The sequence below is a fragment of the Rhodococcus sp. NPDC003383 genome (assembly GCF_053589115.1).
Genome location: NZ_JBSFRG010000003.1, coordinates 186,325 through 206,474, shown reverse-complemented (window position 1 = coordinate 206,474; position 20,150 = coordinate 186,325). Strand labels below are relative to the sequence as shown.

15 protein-coding genes are annotated in these 20,150 nt (G+C 63.5%); 9 read left to right on the top strand and 6 right to left on the bottom strand.

From position 1 onward, the window contains the following. Positions 1-136 precede the first annotated feature (136 nt). Positions 137-1,591, top strand: a complete 1,455-nt coding sequence (locus ACWDTS_RS04575; protein ID WP_248674342.1) for an Hsp70 family protein — start codon at positions 137-139, stop codon at positions 1,589-1,591. Positions 1,592-1,605: 14 nt separating this feature from the next. Here the strand turns inward: ACWDTS_RS04575 and ACWDTS_RS04570 are convergent, their stop codons facing one another. Both ACWDTS_RS04570 and ACWDTS_RS04565 read right to left on the bottom strand, forming a co-directional pair. Further along, entirely contained in the window at positions 1,606-2,907 is a 1,302-nt protein-coding gene (locus ACWDTS_RS04570) for a YibE/F family protein (RefSeq protein WP_450117674.1), read from the bottom strand. Positions 2,908-3,564: 657 nt separating this feature from the next. Then, the gene (locus ACWDTS_RS04565) at positions 3,565-4,830 is read right to left on the bottom strand and encodes a pyridoxal phosphate-dependent aminotransferase (RefSeq protein WP_248674340.1); all 1,266 of its coding nucleotides are present in this window, start codon (positions 4,828-4,830) and stop codon (positions 3,565-3,567) included. A gap of 151 nt (positions 4,831-4,981) precedes the next feature. Between ACWDTS_RS04565 and ACWDTS_RS04560 the strand changes: the two genes are divergently transcribed. The 8 genes from ACWDTS_RS04560 (at position 4,982) to ACWDTS_RS04525 (ending at position 15,689) form a co-directional block, all read left to right on the top strand. Then, on the top strand, positions 4,982-5,185 hold the full coding sequence (locus ACWDTS_RS04560; protein ID WP_197255165.1) for a cold-shock protein: 204 nt from the start codon (positions 4,982-4,984) through the stop codon (positions 5,183-5,185). Between the two features lie 215 nt (positions 5,186-5,400). Then, positions 5,401-6,564: an alkane 1-monooxygenase gene (locus tag ACWDTS_RS04555; protein WP_450117673.1), complete on the top strand. Its 1,164-nt coding sequence runs from the start codon at positions 5,401-5,403 to the stop codon at positions 6,562-6,564. 62 nt (positions 6,565-6,626) lie between these two features. Beyond that, positions 6,627-7,685 (top strand): alpha/beta hydrolase, encoded by a 1,059-nt coding sequence (locus ACWDTS_RS04550; protein ID WP_450117672.1) that lies wholly within the window; start codon positions 6,627-6,629, stop codon positions 7,683-7,685. A gap of 366 nt (positions 7,686-8,051) precedes the next feature. After that, positions 8,052-9,545 (top strand): sugar transferase, encoded by a 1,494-nt coding sequence (locus tag ACWDTS_RS04545; protein WP_450108445.1) that lies wholly within the window; start codon positions 8,052-8,054, stop codon positions 9,543-9,545. Between the two features lie 6 nt (positions 9,546-9,551). Next, positions 9,552-11,333, top strand: coding sequence for a glycosyltransferase (locus ACWDTS_RS04540; RefSeq protein ID WP_450117671.1), 1,782 nt, complete (start codon positions 9,552-9,554; stop codon positions 11,331-11,333). 148 nt (positions 11,334-11,481) lie between these two features. Further along, positions 11,482-12,297: an ABC transporter permease gene (locus ACWDTS_RS04535; RefSeq protein WP_450108410.1), complete on the top strand. Its 816-nt coding sequence runs from the start codon at positions 11,482-11,484 to the stop codon at positions 12,295-12,297. Next, on the top strand, positions 12,294-13,508 hold the full coding sequence (locus tag ACWDTS_RS04530; protein ID WP_450117670.1) for an ABC transporter ATP-binding protein: 1,215 nt from the start codon (positions 12,294-12,296) through the stop codon (positions 13,506-13,508). Before ACWDTS_RS04535 ends, ACWDTS_RS04530 begins: the two co-directional genes overlap by 4 nt. An 81-nt stretch (positions 13,509-13,589) precedes the next feature. Further along, complete coding sequence (locus ACWDTS_RS04525) at positions 13,590-15,689, top strand: glycosyltransferase (protein ID WP_450117669.1); 2,100 nt, start codon at positions 13,590-13,592, stop codon at positions 15,687-15,689. Between the two features lie 149 nt (positions 15,690-15,838). On the opposite strand, the gene ACWDTS_RS04520 is transcribed toward ACWDTS_RS04525, so the two are convergent. The 4 genes from ACWDTS_RS04520 to ACWDTS_RS04505 all read right to left on the bottom strand — a co-directional run bounded on the left by ACWDTS_RS04520 (position 15,839) and on the right by ACWDTS_RS04505 (position 20,144). Continuing rightward, positions 15,839-16,939 (bottom strand): glycosyltransferase family A protein, encoded by a 1,101-nt coding sequence (locus tag ACWDTS_RS04520; RefSeq protein ID WP_450117668.1) that lies wholly within the window; start codon positions 16,937-16,939, stop codon positions 15,839-15,841. A gap of 31 nt (positions 16,940-16,970) precedes the next feature. Continuing rightward, positions 16,971-17,876, bottom strand: a complete 906-nt coding sequence (locus ACWDTS_RS04515; RefSeq protein WP_450117667.1) for a hypothetical protein — start codon at positions 17,874-17,876, stop codon at positions 16,971-16,973. Positions 17,877-17,953: 77 nt separating this feature from the next. Then, a complete protein-coding gene (locus tag ACWDTS_RS04510; protein WP_450117666.1) occupies positions 17,954-18,988 on the bottom strand; it encodes an alpha/beta hydrolase in 1,035 nt (344 codons plus the stop codon). A 16-nt stretch (positions 18,989-19,004) separates the two neighbouring features. Next, positions 19,005-20,144 (bottom strand): glycosyltransferase, encoded by a 1,140-nt coding sequence (locus ACWDTS_RS04505; protein WP_450117665.1) that lies wholly within the window; start codon positions 20,142-20,144, stop codon positions 19,005-19,007. Positions 20,145-20,150: the final 6 nt, after the last annotated feature.

Below are 20,150 nucleotides of genomic sequence, written 5' to 3'. Positions count from 1 at the left end.
GGAGCCGTACCACAGCGGTGGAATCGAGTCCCCTCAATTGCCCGTATGCCGTATCGAGACCGTTGGGTAACATCGGGGCGTCTTGGGGCGCCGGGGGTGAGCACTGGAGCGGCGCCGGAATTGCAGAAGGCGGCTGATGAGTTCGGTACTCGGGGTGACCGTTGGGGAGAGCGCCGTCCGGATCGTGCGTCCGATCGACCGGACCACGCCCTCGGCGGGATTTCAGTTCCAGGTGGTGGACACAGGTCGCGACGACCCCGCCCGTCTCGCCGCACAGACCTTGGGCGTGTTGTTCCAGACGGGGGTGGCGGGGGAGCCGATCGACGCTCTCGGTGTGGTGTACCGCGACGCGGCGCAGGCGGACCGGATCCGCAAGGCCATGGCGGAACAGGGTCTCGACAGGTTCGACCTGGTCTCCGAGTCCGAGGCGGCGCTGGCGTATCTGCGTGCCAGCGGTGAGCTCTGCACCGACACGGCGGTGTTCTACGACCTGGGTGATTCGGGCCTCACCGTGACCGTCGTCGACCTTCCGTCCGGCGAGGTCCTCGCGGGACGCACCGACACCGTCGGGGGACGGGTGTTCGACGCTGCGATCCGCGAACACCAGCTCGGCACGAACGGGGTGTGGCTGCCCGACGATCCGGCGACCGTCACCGAGTTCGACGCGCAGTGCCGCGAGGCGAAGGAACAGCTGTCCGCGAGCGACGCGGTCGCGGTGCCGGGCGCTGCCGGGCTCATTCTCATGTCGCGGGACACGTTCGACCCGCTGATCGCGCAGTGTGTCGAGTCGTCCGCGCGGTTCGTCCGCGACATCGTCGAGCGTGCCGGCCGGGATCCGGAGGCGATCGTGCTGCTCGGTGGCGGCGCGCACATCCCCCTCGTCCAGGAGGTCCTGCGGTCCTGGCTGCGGCTGCCGCTGGTGGTGCCGCACGAGCCGGAGCTGGTCCTCGCGAAGGGCGGCGCTCTCCTTGCCGGTCGGCCGAAGGACTCGATACCGGGCATGACCACGCGCATCGTCCCGCCGCCGGCGGCGACCGAGCGCATCGCGCGCCCGGCCGGGGCGCAGGCCGGTGTCAGCGGATTCGCAGCCACGGACCGGCGCACCGAGCAGCGCACCGATCGGATCGCCCGTCCCAAGGAGAAGCCCGCGAATGCCGCGGACGCGGACGAATCGCGGTCCTGGCTGGGGATGCTCACAGCCCGCGGACCCCGGGTCAGCGGCAAGCAGATCAGCGGCGCGGGCCTCGCGGGAACCGCTCTGATGGTGGTGGCCCTGATCGGTGTCGCGCTCGGAGCCGGCAACAGCGTCTTCGGTTCGGATCCGGTCGACGAGTCCGCTCCCGCGGAGACGGTGGTGACGACGCCGCCGTCGTCGAAGCCGTCACCGAGGCCCGCGGTGGCGCCGGCACCGGTCACCACGACCACCGAAGAGCCGGAACCCGAACCGACCACGCAGCGGCAGGTGCCGGTAGCTCCCGAGACGCCGCCGCCCCCGCCGATGATCCCGGGGCTGAACATCCCGGTCCCCGTCCTGCCGACGGTGGAGCTGCCGCGGATCGAGCTGCCCAGGCTCGAGCTGCCCGCACGGTGATGTCCGGGCAGTGATCAGCGGGCGTGCCGCCCGCGGGTCGGTTCCCGACGGGGTCGTTCGACGACGGGCGCGGCCCCGCCACCCGATCCGACGGGCCGGGCGAGCAGCGCCGCGATCGCGGTGGTCAGCGGCACCGACAGGGTCAGGGCGATGCCGCCCACGCAGGCCCGCACGATTTCGATGGCGACCGCGTCGCCGGTGAGGACGTCGGAGATCGATCGTCCGGCGATGCTGAAGAACAGCAGCAGCGGCAGCGCGCCGCCGGCGTACGCGAGCACCAGCGTGTAGACGGTGCTCGCGATGTGGTCGCGACCGACCCGCATCGCGGAGGTGAACACCTCGCGGCGGCTCGCGGACGGGTCGATCGCCGCGAGTTCGAACGCCGACGACGCCTGCGTGATCGTGACGTCGTTGAGGACACCGAGCGATCCGATGATGAATCCGGCGAGCAGCAGACCCGTGATGCTCACGTGCTCGAGGTACAACTGCACGTCGGTGTTCTGTTCCTCCGACAGGCCCGTCAGATTGGTCAGCCGGATCGCCAGATAGGACAGCAGCGCCGCGAGGCCCATCGACGCCAGGGTGCCCAGCAGCGCCGAACTCGTACGCAGGTTCACTCCGTGCGCGAGGTACAACACGGCGTAGAGGATGAGCGACCCGCCGACGAGCGCGACCGGCACGGCCGGTTTTCCGTCGAGTAGTGCCGGCAGCATGAAACCGACGAGTACGCCGAACGCGACGAGCAGACCGAGCAGGGCCCTCAGCCCCCGCCACCGTGCGACCACGACGATCACGACGGCGAACGCGACGATGATCAGGGTGATGGGCAGTCCGCGGGCGTAGTCGTAGAAGGAGTACTGGGTTGCGCCCGACGGATCGGTCTGCCGGACCAGCCGGATCTTCTCCCCGGCGTGCAACTCCGGTTGTCCCGGGCCCGGGGCGATCTCGAGCAGGGTCCGGGTGCCCTCGTTGGGACCCGATTCGATGGCGATCACGCTGCGGGCACATTGGTAGGCGTCGGTCGCGGGCGGCACCGGGTTGCCGGTGAACACGCGGCCGGAGGAGGTGCTCCCGCACGAGCCGGTGTCCTGGGTGACGACAGTGCCCGCCTCGGTGACCACGGCGCCGCCGCCCGATGTCTGGAAGGGCGCGGGAATGTCGATGGACCTGCTGCTGGGCCACAGGGCGGCCGTGCCCAGCAGAACGACGATGCCGATGGCTGTCAGCAGTCCGACGACCACCCGGGCCGCAGTAGGGCCGAGCGGGACCGGACCGTCGTGCCCGTGCCCGTGCCCGTGTCCGTGTCCGTGACTCACCGGGACAGGCTAGCCACCCTCTGCGGGATGTCCGGACGGGGGCACGGCCGTCCAGGCTCCATTGGGGGATTCATTTGTGCTCTGCGCACAAGTTGATGCGTCAAGATCGTGCCACAGGCACGAAAAAATAGGCCCGGAACGAGCCTTCTGTGTGGCTTACCCAGAAAATCTGTGGTTCAATCGTGACCGCGAGTGAGTTTCCCGCCGAGATTCACGGGCCGTGGCGACTGAGCGTTCGATGTGCTCGGGGCCGGAGGAGAAAGAGTTGGGCTGGTGGTGGCGGGGAGCAGGGGGGGTGTCCCCGCCACCTTCACCTGACCTCGCACAGGGGGGATGGCGTCGGTCAGGGAGCCCGGCACGGTCGCGCCGTGCCATGGACAAACTTACTTCCTATGTCCGTGTTCGGGAAAGTCTTCTGAGGTGTGTCTCGCCTCACCGCTTGGTCCGATTGTCCGATTCGGGACCTATTAGGGACCTTCTACCTGCGGAAATGCGTCCGCAGGACTCGAAAAATACATTCCACAACGATCGGCGTGTCGTGCGTCTCGGGCGTGTCACGGCGGGCTTCGGTGTCCGGAAATTCGGAGCGAACCCCACCGCGAACGCCGGGTGCGGCCCGGCCCGACGCGCGGACCGAGCCGGTGACCTGCGTGAACGCTACTGCTTGTAGCTCGACAGGAAGTTGCCGAACCGTTCGATGGCGACGGCGAGGTCGCGGGCCCACGGCAGCGTGACGATCCGAAGGTGATCGTGGTTCGGCCAGTTGAAGCCGGTGCCCTGGACCATGAGGATCTTCTCCTGCAGCAGCAGATCCTGCACGAGCTTCTCGTCGTCGTGGATCTCGTACACCTCCGGATCCAGCCGCGGGAAGGCGTACAGGGCGCCGCGCGGCTTCACGCAGCTGACGCCCGGAATCGCGTTGAGCCGTTCCCACGCGACATCGCGCTGTTCGAGCAGCCTGCCGCCGGGCAGGATCAGGTCCTCGATGCTCTGGTAACCGCCGAGCGCGACCTGGATCGCATGCTGCGCCGGGACGTTCGGGCACAGGCGCGTCGAGGCGAGGAGATCGACGCCCTCGAGGAAGCCGGCAGCGTGTTCCTTCGGGCCGGTGATGGTCATCCAACCGGAGCGGTAGCCGGCGACCCGGTACGCCTTCGACAGGCCGTTGTAGGTCAGGCAGAGCAGGTCGGGTGCCAGCGTCGCGAGCGAGATGTGCTTCGCGTCGTCGTAGAGGATCTTGTCGTAGATCTCGTCGGCGAGCAGCAGCAGCTGATGCTTGCGGGCCAGCTCGACCAGCTGCGTCAGGACCTCGAGGGAGTACACCGCGCCCGTGGGATTGTTCGGGTTGATGACCAGCAGGGCCTTGGTGCGATCGGTGATCTTCGACTCGATATCGGAGATGTCCGGATTCCAGTCGTTGGACTCATCGCACAGATAGTGCACGGGAGTGCCACCGGCGAGAGAGGTCATCGCAGTCCACAGCGGATAGTCCGGTGCGGGGATGAGGACCTCGTCGCCGTCGTCCAGCAGCGCCTGCATCGTGATGGTGATGAGCTCGGAGACGCCGTTGCCCAGGTAGACGTCGTTGATGTCGAGCTTGGGGAAGCCCGGCACCAGTTCGTAGCGTGTGACGATCGCGCGGCGCGCCGACGCGATGCCCTTGGACTCCGAGTAGCCCTGGGCGTGCGGGAGAGCAGCGATCATGTCCTGCACGATCGTCTCGGGCGCCTCGAATCCGAACGGGGCGGGATTGCCGATGTTCAGCTTCAGGATGCGGTGACCTTCCGCCTCCAGTCGCGCGGCGTGGGCGTGCACCGGCCCGCGGATCTCGTACAGCACGTTCTGCAGCTTCGAGGACTGCTCGAGCGGGCGGGTGATGCGGTGGTGAAGGTGGCCTTGCTCTCCGATAGTCACGGCGTCCATGGTGCCACCGGCGCGCAACTCCATTTCAACCGGATTTTCCGAAACCTCCGACGCGTCTGCCGCGACGATCGTCACAATCAGTGCGATGATGGCCACTTGACCGCGGCGTCGGGGTGACGTCCGGGTGTGGATGTAGAGGGAGTCAGCGGAAATGGCGCAGGGAACTGTGAAGTGGTTCAACGCGGAGAAGGGGTTCGGGTTCATCGAACAGGACGGTGGGGGGCCGGACGTCTTCGTCCACTACTCCGAGATCCAGGGCACCGGGTTCAAGACTCTCGATGAGGGTGCCCGCGTCGAGTTCGAGATCGGTCAGGGTCAGAAGGGTCCGCAGGCGCAGGGCGTCCGCGCCATCTGAATTCGCGTTCCCCGTTCACAACGGTGGTGCCCAGGTATTGTGACCCGGCACCACCGTTGTGCTGTTTGTGGCCTCTGTCACGGACCACCGAGGGCCCAACCTCCGTGCATTACTCTTCGAGGCGATGGGGGCTGTGTTCGGGGGCGAGGACAGCCGGCGCGTAGCAATGCGGCTGGAAGTATGTGGTGGAATTGGGTGTGTCCGGGGGGTCGGCAATGCCGATGGACGACGAGATCGGTTCGCGATGGAGGGACCCGAAACGCCATCTCTGGCTGTTCGGACTGGCCGTTCCGCTGAGCCCGTTCATGGCATGGGTTCTCGTGCGCTACCTGCACCTCGGTGTCTTCTGGGCGGCCGGGGCGATCGTCATCGCCGTGATCGCGCCGCTCGTCGATCGGTTCGTCGACCAGGACCGGACCAATCCGCCCGAGGCGGTCATGAAGTCCCTCGAGCGCGACAAGTACTACCGCCGGTGCACGTACCTGTACCTGCCGCTGCAGTACGCGGGACTGGTCTTCGGCTGCTGGACCTGGGTGAACTGCCCGATGGGGCCGTTCGAGAAGTTCGCGATGGCCGCGACGCTCGGCGTCGTCGGCGGGGTCGGTATCAACGCAGCCCACGAACTCGGACACAAACGGACGACGCTCGAACGACGCCTCGCGAAAGTCGCGCTCGCCCAGTCCTTCTACGGGCACTTCTACGTCGAGCACAATCACGGTCACCATCTGCGGGTGGCGACGCCCGACGATCCTGCGACCGCTCGTTTCGGAGAGAGCTACTGGCGCTTCCTGCCGCGGACCGTGATCGGCAGCCTGCGCTCGGCCTGGAGCTACGAGAGCGCGCGGCTGCGTCGCCGCGGACGGTCGCCGTGGAATCCGGTTCGCAACAACATCCTCAACGCGTGGGCGATGAGTGTCGTGCTGTACGCGGCCCTCGTCGCGGCCTTCGGCTGGCAGATCGCACCGTGGCTCGTCGTGCAGGCCGTGATGGCCGTGATGTTCCTCGAGGCCGTGAACTATCTCGAGCACTACGGTCTGCTGCGGGAGAAGCGGCCCGACGGCCGTTACGTGCGGGTCGCCGCGCCTCACAGCTGGAACAGCGACCACGTGTGCAGCAACCTGTTCCTCTACAACCTGCAGCGACACAGCGACCATCATGCGAACCCGATGCGCCGCTATCAGACGTTGCGCAGCATGCCGGAGGCGCCGCAGCTGCCCGCCGGGTACGCGGTGCTCGTCCTCGTCTCGCTCGTGCCGCCCCTGTGGCGCCGCGTCATGGATCGTCGCGTGCTCGAGCACTACGGCTACGACCTGACGCGAATCAACATCGAGCCGCGCAAAGAAGCCGAAATCCTTGCGCGTTACCCCTCCGTTACGTAATCCTGATCACACGGATGCGGTGCGTCCGTCCGTGTCGGGGCGGGTTGCGGGGGTTGTCGGACGTGAAGACTCTTCGGAAGGGCGGTGCCGGTAGCGCGGCGCTTCGTCGGGCGTGGCTTTCCGGAGTGGTGCTCGCCGGTGTCGTGCTCGCGACGCTCGTCCATGTTCCCGCCGGGGCTGCGCCGGGATCCGTGGTGGAACCGGGTGGCGGCCTCGCGGTCGTCGAGCGGATCGAGAAGGTCGGGGACCGGCGCTGGGATGTGTTCGTGCACTCCCCGGCGATGGACCGCACCATCACCCTGAATGTGATCCGTCCCGCCGATCCGAGCGTGCCGCGGCCGACGCTGTACCTGTTCAACGGGGCCGGCGGCGGCGAGGACGCGATGACCTGGCTCAATCAGACCGACATCCTCGACTTCACCGCGGACAAGAACGTCAACGTCGTCATCCCTGCCGAGGGCATGATCAGCTACTACACCGACTGGTTGCGCGACGATCCCGCATCCGGCACGAACAAGTGGGGCACGTTCCTCACCCGGGAGTTGCCTCCTGTGCTGGACCGCACGCTCGGAGCCTCGGGCGTCAACGCGATCGCGGGCCTGTCCATGGCCGCAACCTCCGTGCTCGATCTGGCGATACAGGCACCAGGCTTGTATCGGGCGGTCGCGTCGTACAGCGGGTGCGCACAGACCAGCGACCCCCTCGGTCAGGCATACGTCCGGTCCGTCGTCGAGGTGGCCGGCGCGAAGGACGCCACGGACATGTGGGGGCCCTACGACGGCCCGGGGTGGGAGGCACACGACCCCTACCTCAACGCCGAGAAGCTGCGAGGCCTGTCTCTGTACATTTCCAACGGCAGCGGGCTCCCCGGCCCCCACGACAGTCCGTTCCTGCCCCGGTCCCCGCAGGCACCGTGGCTGATCGAGCAGATCGTGTGGGGTGGTCTCCTCGAGGCGGCCACCAACGTCTGCACGCACCGGCTCGCCGACCGCCTGCGGGAACTGGACATCCCCGCGACCGTCCGGTTCCGTGATCTCGGGACGCACTCGTGGGGTTACTGGCAGGACGAGTTGCACGAGTCGTGGCCGCAGCTGGCGGCGGCAATGGGTGCCGACGGATAGCAAGATCGAAAATCTGCATTCGCTCGCATACTCCTCGACGAGATGGGGCAGTGCATTTGTTCCCGGCGCGGGCCCTGTCGGTTCCCCGGACGTCGGTTCCGTTATGCACCACGGAATTACATCACTTCGAATTGCTTACGCGCTGCCGGCGGAATGAAATTCGACCGTTCGAACGACGCGGTAGGTGCTCGTTACGTGGAATAACGGAAAACGCTGTGCTGCGTCCTGCGCACGGTGGAATCCCGATGCAATGTGTGTAACGGGACACACTTTGCCGTGTTAAGTAACGGATTTCAACTTGATAACGATCCGGATTCTGTACGCTCCGTGAGTTCAAGAATTCGAGTGCCAGGAGGGTTCGTGGCACTGCCCACGCACGCATCCGCGGAAGATGCGATCGCCGTATCCCACCGGGGTGCCGTCGCGCGTCGACTGTGGGTGGCGACGTACGTGAAGCGGTTGGTCATCACCGACACGTTGATCGTGGCGGTGGCGGTCCTGGCGGCGCAGTGGGTCCGATTCGGGACTTTCGATGTGCAGGTCCAGTCCAAGGCCGTCAGTTTCGTCGGTTACGGCCTCGTGACCGTTGTTCTGATTGCCCTGTGGTTGTCCGTCCTGGCGATCTTCCGCACCCGGTCCCCGCGCGTGGTGGGAAGCGGGGACGAGGAGTACCGCCGGATCATCTCGTCGACGTTCTGGATGTTCGGCGTCATCGCCATCGTGGCGCTGCTCGCGGGGCTCGATCTGGCCCGCCTCTATCTCGCAATCGCCCTCCCGACGGGATTGGGGGGCCTGCTTCTCGGCCGTTGGCTCTGGCGCAGGCGAGTGACGCGCTGGCGCGAACGCGGTCAGTTGCAGACCGCGGTGCTGGTCGTCGGTGGCGAGCGCTCCATCCGTGACCTGATCGAATCCTTCTCGAGGGGGACCGCCGACGGATACCACGTGGTGGGGGCCTGCATCCCCGGTTCCGACGGCCGTAGAGGCGGAACGATCCGCTCGGCCGGCACCGAGGTCCCCGTGCTCGGCAGCGAAATCGACGTGGTCGCCGCGCTGGAGCAGACCGGTGCCGACACCGTCGTGATCACCGACACCGAGAGGGTGGGCCATCGCGGTATTCGGGATCTGCTGTGGGAATTGGAGGATTCCGAGATCGACCTCGTGGTCGCTCCGGGAATCATCGATGTTTCCGGGCCCCGCCTCGAAATGCGCCCGGTCGCCGGTCTCCCGCTCATCCACGTGGAGAAACCCCAATATCACGGCGCCAAGAGCTTCGCGAAGACCGCATTCGATGTGGTGTTTTCCGCTCTCGTGCTGCTCGTCGCGAGTCCGCTGATGATTGCGGTGGCGATCGCGATCAAACTCACCAGCAAAGGCCCGGTCTTCTACAAATCCGTACGCATCGGTCTCGACGGACAACCGTTCATGATGTTGAAATTCCGGTCCATGGTGGACGGTGCCGACCGAAATGTAGCGGCGCTGATGGACAGGAACGAAGGCGCCGGGGTCCTGTTCAAGCTGCGAGAAGATCCACGCGTCACGCCCGTGGGCCGAATGTTGCGCCGGTACAGCATCGACGAACTGCCGCAGTTCATCAATGTGCTGCGCAGGGAGATGAGCGTGGTCGGCCCACGTCCGCCCTTACGGCGCGAGGTGGCGGAATACGACGGAACGGTGCGTCGTCGATTGCTCGTCAAGCCCGGGATGACCGGGCTGTGGCAGGTGAGCGGACGGTCGGACCTGTCGTGGGAGGAGTCGGTGCGGCTCGACCTGTCGTATGTGGAGAACTGGTCGATGGTTGGGGACCTGCTCATCGTCGTCAAGACCGTCCGGGCCGTTGTCGCCGGGGCAGGCGCGTACTGATCTCCGATGCACACTTCCCTGATCGACGCTGTCGTCTTCGCCTGCTACGAACCCCCGACCGAACTCCTGGATCGAGTCGCCACGGTGGCGCGTCTCGTGGACCGGGTCTACGTCGTGGACGACGGCAGCCGCACCCTCGATCCGTCGTTCTACCGGTACTTGGATGCATGCCCGAACGTCACGGTGATGATGAAGCCCGAGAATCGTGGAATCGCGCACAGCCTGAACCTGGGATTCTCTGCGGCTCTGGCGGCGGGCGCGCGGTTCGTGATGACGCTGGATCAGGACACCGTGGTCGACGAGGCCCTGTTCGATGCCATGAACTCTGCGGTCGACGAGCTGGAGAGGACACGACCGCATGCCTGGGGTGCCGTCGGTCCCGGGGTGGTCAGTGGCATGCGGTACCACCGTGACTCCCCCGAGAGACTGCGGCCGACACCCGAGATCATCCAGTCCGCAGCGGTCTTCAACTCGGAGGGGTTGCGTTCGGCCGGATTGACGGACGAATCGCTCGTGATCGATTCGGTCGACACGGATCTGTGCTTGCGGTTGAGGGTTCACGGGTATCAGGTGTTCGCGGACGATCGAGTGCAGATCGCGCATCCGATCGGCAGCGGAGGATCCGTCCGTATCCTCGGTCGCCGGGTCTCGGTGACCCACCACAGCCCCCTGCGGCGGTACTACATCACCCGGAATCGCCTCGTGATGTTCCGGCGGTACGGCCGGCGGGAAGGGCGATGGTTCCTTGTGACGCTGCGTCGGCTGGTGATCGCGACCCTCCTGGCGTTGACGATCGAAGATGCGCGCGGGGCGAAGTTCCGTGCGGTGGGCGCCGGCATACGGGACTTCCTTCTCGGCCACAGCGGTCCGGCTCCGAGCCCTCTCCGCTCGTCGATCGATGCCGAGGTCGTCGACGGCATCGCAGTGGTGCTGGTGACCCACAACGGGATGCAGTTCCTCGAGCAGCAGCTCGCCTCGATTGCGGGTCAGTCGACGACACCGGATGCGATCTACCTCGTGGACGATCGCTCGTCCGACGGATCGAGCGAATTCGTCGTCGACTACTTCGCTACCCACGGACCGATCCCGGTGGTGGTCGTTCGCGCTCCCGAGATCCGCACGAGCGATCTGTACACACGGATCGCCGCGAACTTCGAAGCAGGCTTGCGGGCCGCGTCGAAATACCGGTACATCGCGCTGTCCGATCAGGACGACGTCTGGGAAGCCGATCGATTGGCGATGCAGCGCGACCGTCTGGCGTCGGGCCGTGTTCTCCTCACGGTCGGTGACGGGATGCTGATCGATCAGGGCGGCGTGCTCACCGGAGCGAAGCTGCGTGATCGCTTTCCGGTGCCGGCCGCGTGGCGCGAGGCGACATCTGCCGAGCGGATGCGAATGCTGCTGCGTCACCCGATGGCCACCGGGGCCGCGATGATGATCGACTCGCGCCTCGTGCAGTGTGCGACGCCCGTGCCGGCCGGATGGCTGCACGATCGGTGGCTCTCTCTCGTCGGCGCAGCGATCGATTCGATCGACGTCGACGACCGTGTGGTTGTGCGATACCGGATTTCGCCCTCGCAGGTCGTGGGGACGCGGGGACAGGTCGACAAGTCCGGTTGGGAGTACCTGACCGACGGCGGGTCGCGGCCCTCGCTCGCGGTCCGCAAGATCGGCCACTTGTCGGGGCGGTTGCGCGCTCTCGCCGACAGTGAACAGATCCGCGCCGAACTGTCGGTCCAGCGGGTGCTGCGCAGCTATCTGGGGAACCGCGGACGGGAGGCCGCATGACCACCACGTCATTCGGGGGAGCAGCCGCTCCGATAGAGTCGGACGACGCGCAGGGTGGTGGGGGCCATGCCCAGTGGGACGTTCAAGTCCTGGTCGCGGCAGAAAACACCGATGCAGGAGGCGCTTGCCGTTGTCGATAGTCAGTGAATTGGTCGACTCACGCGAGTTGGTGCTCAACCTCGTTCGCCGCGAGGTGAAGGGCAAGTACAAGGCGACGGCGCTCGGTCAGCTGTGGTCGTTGGCGAATCCGCTCACGGCGATGGTCATCTATACGGTGGTGTTCGCCTTCATCATCCGCATCCAGCCGGAACCCGGTGATCCGAGTGGCGTCGACGTCTTCGCTGTGTGGCTGCTGTGCGCGCTGCTTCCGTGGACGTTCTTCACCAACGTCGCCAACGGCGGGATGATCGCGTTCGTCGGCAACGAGAACCTGGTCAAGAAGGTCTACTTCCCCCGCATCGCACTCGTGGTATCGAACTCGATCGCATGGCTCTATACGTGGGCGATCGAAATGCTGGTACTGCTGGTCGTTCTGCTCATCATCGGCGCGAATCCGTTGCCATGGATCCCTGTTGTTCTGGTCGCCATGGTGTTCATGTGGTTGTTCACCACCGGAATTTCGATGATGCTCTCGATCGCGAACGTCTACTTCCGCGACACGCACCACATCATGACGGTCGTACTGCAGTTGATGTTCTATCTGACGCCGATCGTCTACCCCGTTTCGCTCGTCGCCGAACAGTCCGACCGGATCGGTCCGCTCTTCGGGTCGGTCACCGTACTGGACCTGTATCAGCTCAATCCGATCGGGCACTTCGTCGAGGTGTTCCGCAACCTGCTCTACGACAACCGGTGGCCCGACCTCTCGACCAGCATGGCGTGTGTGGCCTGGGGGGTAGGCACTTTCGCGGTGGGGTATTGGATCTTCAAGCGGCACGAAAAGGGATTGGCGGAGGCGCTATGAGCACGCCGGCGGTAGTGGTCGACGACGTTTCCAAGAAGTTCAGGATCTATCACGAGCGCAACCAGTCACTCAAGAGTGCGGTGATGCGGCGGCGACTGTCCGTGCACGAAGACTTCTGGGCGTTGAAGAACGTATCCCTCGAGGTCCCGGCGTCCTCCACATTTGCATTGGTGGGGGACAACGGCTCCGGCAAGTCGACGCTGCTCAAGTGTCTCGCGAAGATCCTGTATCCGAACTCCGGCAAGATCACTGCGCACGGCCGGATGGCGGCTCTGCTGGAGGTGGGATCGGGGTTCCATCCGGAGCTTTCCGGACGAGAGAACATCTATCTCAACGCCTCGATCCTCGGTATGACGCGAAAGGAAGTCGAGCGCAAGTTCGACGAGATCGTCGCGTTCTCGGGCGTCGAGGAGTTCATCGACCAGCCAGTGAAGAACTACTCCTCCGGCATGTATGTGCGCCTCGGCTTTTCCGTCGCCATCAACGTCGACCCGGAGGTGCTCCTCGTCGACGAGGTGCTCGCCGTCGGTGATGCCGCGTTCCAGGAGAAGTGCGCGGAGAAGTTCGCGCAATTCCGACGTGAGGGTCGGACAGTGGTCGTCGTCTCCCATTCGCTCGGGCAACTTCGCAACATGTCGGATCACGCCGCGTGGCTCGAACACGGACAGCTCAAGGAGGTCGGCCCGGCCGACGTAGTGATCGAGAAGTACCACGACTCCACCCGCAACGACATATATGTTGCCGAGGGCCACGTGCATTGGGGCTCAGGTCAGGTACGGGTGGAAACGGTCGAAGTGTTGGACGAATCGAAGAACAAGTTCGTCGGGTCGATTCCCCCTGGAGCTCAGGTGACATTCCGGTTGCACTACAAGGCAACCGAACGCATCGAGCGCCCGGTCTTCGGATTCTCGTTGGAAACGAAGGAAGGCATCGTTCTCTGGGCTGGCAACACCCGGGATGAACACTTCGTCATGGACGAAATCAGTGGTTCCGGAACGGTGGACTTTACGGTACCAGCGCTGCCTCTGGCAGCTGCCGAATTCTCGCTGAGTGCCTCGATCTCAGATGCGACGATGCAGCACGTCTTCGATCATGTTCGCGCAGTCGCGTCGATTTCGGTGGCCCGGGAGGGGCACGGAGACACCGGCGGATACGTTGCGATGGGCGGGACCTGGGGTTCCTCGCGTGCCGATGTTCGTCCTCGGGTCTGACCTTGGCTTCTGTGGTTCGAATCTGGTGGGGCAGTCACCCCGGCGTGCTCCGTATCGCATGACTCGAGAGGATGCGCAATAGTGGGTCAGGCGCCGTTGCAGGACAAGCGAATCACCGTCGTCGTTCCCGTCTACGCTGACTGGGCGTCTTTGTCTGCATGCATCGAATCGCTACAGGAGCACCTTGATCCGCGTCATTCTGTGCTGCTGATCAACGATTGTGGTCCCGACGTCGAACTGTTGGAGACGAATATCGAGCACGCCATCGCAGGGTGGTCCAATTTCTCTTACCAGCGCAACTCGGAGAATCTCGGCTTCGTTCGTACGTGCAATCGCGCAGTCTTCGAACTGGACCGGACCGGTAACGACATCCTTCTGCTCAATAGCGACACGGTGGTCACCAGCGGCTTCGCAGAGGAAATGCTCGCCGTGTTGTACGCGTCTGAAAAACACGGCAGCGTGTGTCCCCGCAGCAACAACGCGACGATTGCGTCGGTCCCCTTCCGGTTTTCAGGCAACGGACAGGTTGACCGGGCTCCCGAGTATGCACTGCAGGTCTACGAGCGCGTCCGGGACGACCTTCCTTGGTATACCGTGGTGCCGGTTACGCCCGGATTCTGCTTTCTCGTGAAGCGGCGCGTAATCGACAACTTCGGTCTATTCGACGAAGTCTACGGCGCGGGCTACAACGAAGAGAACGATTTTTGCCTCCGAATCAATAGATACGGGTTCTCTTCGGTGATGGCGAACCACGCCATGGTGCTCCACATGGAGAGCAAGAGTTTTTCATCCCAGAGGAAGGCTCGACTGCAGAAGCGCAATGAGAAGATCCTCCTCGAGCGCTTCCCGTATTATCTTCACCACGTCGAGAATTACATCGAAGCACGCATAGACCCTGTCGACTGGTTCGCCGACATAATCGCGCGGCCACAGTCTGCTCTCAAGGTTCTGATCAATCTCCACCATCTGCCGACAATTTACAACGGAACCTCGAGGAACGCCGTCAGTCTGCTCGCGCATCTGAAAGAAAATCGTGACGAGTATCAGGGTGTACAGTTTGTCGTTGCCGCCGAACCCGATGCTGCACGGTTTCACGATCTAGCTTCCTATGGATTCGAGGTCACCAAGCTGCGAGATGTGGACGAGCTGTTTCACGTTGGGTATTGTCCCAGTCAGATATTCCACCGCGAGTCCTTGTCTGTGATGAATAGGTACTGTCTGAAAATCGCATATTCTCACCTCGACATTATTTCGCTGAGATGCAACGAAATGCTGGCCCGCGACTATGCGGTCCGAAGCGTAATCGAGGACTCCCTTGCTATGGCCGACAAAGTCGTTGCAATCAGCGACTTCTCGCTGAAGGACATGGTTGACTATTTCGGTGATACTGTCGGTGAGATTTCCGGGAAAACAGTTGTACTTCACCAGGGATTTCAGTCTGATCCCGTGTTCGGAGGCTCTGAAATATCTGATCTGCAGGGCCAGGTTGCCGAAGTCGTGAAGGATGGGAAATACGTACTCCTGATCGGGAACGATTTCTCACACAAGATGATCCGAGAGATCGTCCCCTACCTGGAGGGACTCGGAGAGCGATTCTTGATCTTGGGGCCTGCTTCGCTTTCCTGTGGAGACCAGCAGAATATTCATGTACTGCCGACCGGCGGGTTTTCGGATCAAGCTGTCGACGAGTTGATCTCCAACAGCAAGCTCGTACTCTTCCCGTCCGTATACGAAGGATTCGGTCTGCCTATTGCGGAGGCGGCCAGGCACGGAAAGCCGCTCGTGCTCGCCGATACCGAAGTGGCGCGGGAAATCGGTGAACTTTATGAATCGGCCGTTTCCATCGGGTACTTCGGCACGCTCGATGAAGTACCGCTTGTCATCGAGGCTGCACTGGCATCCGACGGTTGCGCTGAAGGTTCAGGCCTGCGAACAATGGACGACTACAACCGAGACGTAATCAAGTTGCTCATCGAAACAGCGCGCGAAGATGTTGATATTTCCCATCTTCGATGGCGATGGCGCTATCTCGCACGGATATCCGAGTACCCGGCATTCGGTATGAAGACCGAGGTGCAGAGATTGCTGGTCACGCGAGTTAAGTCGCGAAATCCTGCGTTGTTCTATCGATTGCGCCGCATCTACAAGGTGATCCGATCGCGGCGGGCGGTCACCACGTAGAGTCGGCGACGTACTCCGGGCGGCCGCAACGCAACTCACTTTAGGAGGCGACAGCTTCATCTTGTGCCGGCGTCGCGTCACTTCGGAGGTACAGTGACCTCTGGTACGGGCCCGATACAGATAGATCCGAGTTGTCCGCTCGTTAGCTTTTACTTGTCACCCCGGGTATCCCGCGCCGCTCGGAACCTGTGAATGTGCCCGCTCGTCTTCGCGACAATTTCGTCGAACTCTCCATTGCGGAGGTGTCGGGCAATTCGAGTGGTCTTCTCGACTATCACTGGACCAATATTCTGATTTCGAACCCACTTCAGCGGATGGAACCGTGCCGCTTTTTCGGCTTCGAGCTTGTCGAGTCGACGTTGCATTTCCTGCAACTGGGCAAGGGACCCTGCGGGGAGCAGAGTGGGGGTCTTGTCGATGGACTCGATGACGTCCTGAGCCGCCTGGACCCACTCGGACTCCGTATGTGCGCGAAACGATCCGTCTCCGGATTGCCATCGTCTGTAGAGGGCTGTGGTCTCGGGGGAATCTATGACGCCGCAGAGGGTTGCGCCCCTGAGGAGAACATCCCAGTCTTCACACACGGCGAGGGATTCGTCGAAGCGAATGCCGAATTCGGTTACGAGGCGGCGAGGAAAGGCCCAGCTCATGAACGGCGTTCGGTTAGCGGCGATGTGGTGGAGCAGGTTGAAATGATCGGGCCATTCCTTCAGGATCGGTCCTACCGTCCGGACTCCCGGCCTGTCGTCGGACCACTGTTCGGGCTCGATCGCTTGCGATGCGGTGACCGTACGAAGAATCCGGCCGGGCGCCTTGTTCGAAAGCTGATGGAACACCTCGATCCAGTTCCCGAACACAGTATCGTCGTCGTCGAGGACAACGATGTAAGTGCCGCGCGCCTCGTCCAAGCCGCAATTCAGTGGGCGGGCGCGTCCACCTCCAGTGACTTGAAGGATCCGCGTTCGGTCCTGCAGGCTGGCAGGCAGATCCGTGACAGCTGATTCCACCGACTCATGCTGTGCCGAGTCGGATGTGTGCGACAGGACAAGGAGTTCGAAGTCTTGATCGGTCTGGGCGAGGAGGCACAGGAGTGCGTCGCGAAGTGTGTGTGGTCGGCGGCCCTGAGTGCGCAACAGGACGCTGAGGAATGGCGCATCGGGCTCGATCTCATCCGACTGGGATCTGTCGAGGTGCGCACCGGTGTCGAGGGCGTCCATAAAGGCGTCGATTTCTGGCTGGGGAGCGTTCATTTGACTCTCGCTTTGAATCTGGATGCGCTGGCTAGAACTTGTGAACGGCGTAGTTGCCGTCAATGAACGTGCCGACCAGATGATCAGGGTCAATTGGCGTGGGCAAGTCGTCGGCCAGTTTCCGTCGGCGAAACTCTGCGGCTGCCCGGCGATGCGCGCTGACCTTCGAATCTGTCAAGCTGTCGGCGATGTCTGAGGCGAGGCGGGGCCGCGAGTACTTGTGTGCCAAGATCATGGCAGCCTCGGCAGAATAGTATTCCTCAGCCGGAGACACCTCGATGGTTCCGTCTGCGGCCAGTCGCTTGTCATGGAAGACTCGAGCAGCGGGTTCGGTCACGATCCTGTACCCGGCGAGTCGCACACGCCAGGAGAAGTCGACATCGTCGCAGTAGAGAAAGAACGAGTCCGAATCGAATCCCTGTACGGCGTCGACGACTTCGGCGGAGGTGAGCATGCAGGCCCCAGAAGCCCAACCCGTTTCGCCGGTCTCCGAATCGTAGTCTTTCGGGTGTTCGAGAGGGATCTGCCGTGCGTCTACGATTCCGATTTCGGGCTTCTTGGCGCGTAGCAGGGCGCTCAATGTATCTGGCGAGACAATGACATCTGGGTTGCAGACCAGGACGAGGTCGGTGTCCAGACTCTTGAAGAGTCTGTTCTGGCCTCCGCCGTGGCCCATGTTCTCGTTGAAGAAGATGTAGTCGAACTCAGCCTCGACTGTTGAGAGAATGGTCGTGACCTTGTCGATAGTAGGTCCGTCGAACACAGCAGATGGTGAACAGTCCCCCATACGAACGACGACGCGTGAGACGAGTCCCTCGAGACGCGCAAGTTCGATGGATCGGGTCAGCGCGTCGATTGCCCGAATCATTGGCTGGGTGGGGTTCTGGTAAACGATCAGTTGTACGGTCAGTTCGCCGTGGGCTTGTTTGGTACTCAACGTTTCCTACTTCGAGTCATGAACGGAGAAGTCGTAACGGGTAGACGCGCAATCCATCGTCTTGGGTGTGCAACTACCTAGATTCCGAGTGCCCGCGCCAGGACCGGCCACGAATCGTGGAAGTCATCGTTCCAGTAACCCCACGAATGGGTTCCGCTGTTGCGGAAGCTGTAGGTCGCCGGGATTTCCAGTTCGTTCAAGCGATCTGCGAGACGGTGGGTGCAGTAGTTGGTGACCGCCTCGATCGAACCACCTGCGTAGACCTGACGGAACAGCGTTGCTGCGCTGCCGTCGATGTGGGGGCCGTCGAGGGTTTCGTACCTGCCGGGGAGCCCGTTGCCGGTGGAGATGAACAGCTCAGTGCCCCGGAGTTTTTCGGCGTTCACATACGGATCGTTTGCCGCCCATTCCGGATCGTTTGCGGGACCGTACATATTGGCGGGATCACCCTGGCCGTACTCGTCCATCGACAGGGTCACGATCGCGTAGCCGAGCGGGTCGCTGATGTTGGCGCAACCGCTGTAGAGCGCGACGCCCTTGTAGAGCCCCGGCTTCGCGATCGCGAGCTGCAGCGCGGCCGTGCCCACACGCGACATGCCGGCGATTGCGTTGATCCCGTTGGTGCTCAAGGCCGTATCGACGATCGGGGGAAGCTCTTCCGTCATGAACGTGCGCCACTTGTTCACCCCGAGATTGGGGTCGGGATTCTTCCAGTCCGTCCAGTAGGCGTTCTCGCCGCCGATGGGGGAGACGATGTTGACGTTCTCGTCGGCGAGGAACTCCTCGACGTCGGTCTTCTCGCTGCGGGTGGCGCCGTCCAGGAAGTAAAGGGTGGGACGGGCGACGCTGGTGTCCGCGGGCCGTTGCACGTGCACCGGGACCACACGCTGCATCGACGCCGAATAGACCTCGAGGACGAGGTGGCGGTCGTCGATGTCGGTGACCGATTCGAGTCTCGAATCGGCAGCGGAGGTCGAGGAGGCCACGTCGGTTCCGGTCTCGCCGACGGGATCCGCGACCGCCGCGGTGTGGCTGGCGAGTGCGACGCCGACGGTGAGCAGCGAGGACAGTGCGGCCGCGCGGACCTTGGGTGACAGGGTTCGTCGATTCATTCTTCGTCCATCGTTCTCAGAGGTGGGCATTTCGGCCGGTTGCTGCTCGAGCGTCGATCTGCGAGATCATCGCCTTCTCGTACGCCGCGCACACACCGTCCCAGGTGTAGTGGCTCGCCTGACGTTCGCGACTGCGCCGACCGAGATTCGACTGGAGCTCGGGATCCGACATGACCGCTGCGAGTTCCGTTGCGATGGCGTCGCCGTCCGGTCGAACGAAGCGGGCGGAGTCGGCGAGAACCTCCCGGTTGAACACCGTGTCCCGCGCCACGATCGGCGCGCCGCACGCCATTGCCTGCACCAAGGCCGGGTTGGTGCCGCCCACGCTGTGTCCGTGGAAGTAGACGCCGGCGTGCTGCCACAGGGCGAACAGCTTGTCGTCGTCGCTGACGTGCCCGAGCCAGTGGATGCGGTCCGAGGAACGGGACAGCCGATCCGCCTCGGCGTCGAGTTCGTCGCCGTACCCTGACGATCCGACGATCACGACATCCCAATCGCGACTGAGTTTCTCTGCCGCAGCGAAGAATTCGCGCACCGAATTTTCGGGCACGAAGCGGGCCACCATGAGGGCGTACGACCGTGACGGCAGTCCGTCCACGGGTGCCAGTTGCGGGGGAACGGCGCCGCCGTAGGGGATGAAGATTCCGTCCCGCTTCCATTCACGCTGCCAGCGGCGGGCGATCTCGTGCGAGTCGTAGATCAGACAGTCGGCGAACCGGGCGGTGAGATGAGCACCGCCCTTGAACACCGTCTTGGCCGAGGTGCTCCACTTGTCACGTTCCCATTCGATGCCGTCGACGTTGAGGACGGTGGGAATCCCGCGAGCCTTGAGCAGCGGCAGCCAATAACCGTTGGCCACGTTCATGATCAGTGCGACGTCCGGTCGTCGCCGCGTGGCATGAGCGACCGAGGTCAACCCGTAGGACAGGGTGCTCAGTGCCTTGGACTCGACGCCGGCGGTCGTGACCGTCTTGACGCGCCGATCGCGCCCCGGATCGTCGACCACGGTGGTGCCGTTGCGTCCGTACACGGTCACGTCCCATCCGCGATCCACGAGATAGGGGGAGAGCTTCCGCACGAGGGTCTCGAAACCACCGTAGTAGCTGGGATAGCCGCGCGTGCCGAGGATTGCGACCGAACGTCCTTCTTCGGTCATCAAATG